At 66.1% G+C, this 729-nt stretch carries 1 protein-coding gene; it reads right to left on the bottom strand.

Annotated features, from left to right (window positions below):
• A partial coding sequence (locus BSZ31_RS12360; protein ID WP_206018660.1) for a site-specific integrase occupies nt 1-729 on the bottom strand: 729 nt, incomplete at both ends.

The following is a 729-nucleotide window of genomic DNA, read 5'->3' as shown; positions in this document are numbered from 1 at the left end:
CCCCGGCGGCCTTGAGCACGCGCTTCCAGCCGCCATAGTGTTCGCCATGCGTCAGATGCCGGGCCGGGTCGTTGGGCGACGGCAGGACGTAGGGGGAGCCCTCCCGGCGCGGCGCCGTCGAAAGCAGCCGATAGGCTTCCTCGCTCATGGGCTTGGAAATGCCGCCGGTCTTGCTGTCAGGCCAGACCACCCGGCGCTTTTCCAGATCAACCCAGCCCCATTCCAGCGGGCAGATTTCGGAGCGGCGGGCGGCAAACTCGAATTGCAGGCGGATCGCCAGCGGGATGACGTAGTTCTCCAGTCCCTCGGCTTCCAAGTGCTCCAGGTGACGGAAGATCCGCACCAGTTCATCGTCCACGATGAGCCGGGTTTCCTTGCCGGGCGGAAACATCGGGACGTGCCGGCAAGGGTTGGTGCCGTCCGGGCGCAGCCCCCACACTTCGGCCAGGTTGAACATCTTGCGCAGCACGCCAAAGGCACGGTTCGCCTCGGCCGGCTTGTGAGCCAGTTTCTTCATCAGCGCGGCCACGTCCGGGCGCTTCACGTCCTGCACCTTCATCCGCCCCATGATGGGGATGATGCAGCGGTCGATGACGCCCTGATAGCCGCGCTGCGTGCTGGGCTTGTTGCGCTGCTTGGAGTAGTCCTCCATGAAGGTGTGGCAAAACTCCGTCATGGTCGGCGCCTTGCGGGCGGCATTCTTGGCCGCGCTGGGGTCGCCGCCCCGGC

Source organism: Limnobacter sp. SAORIC-690, assembly GCF_002954425.1.
Lineage (GTDB): Bacteria > Pseudomonadota > Gammaproteobacteria > Burkholderiales > Burkholderiaceae_B > Limnobacter > Limnobacter profundi.
This window is presented reverse-complemented; position numbering and strand designations above follow the sequence as displayed.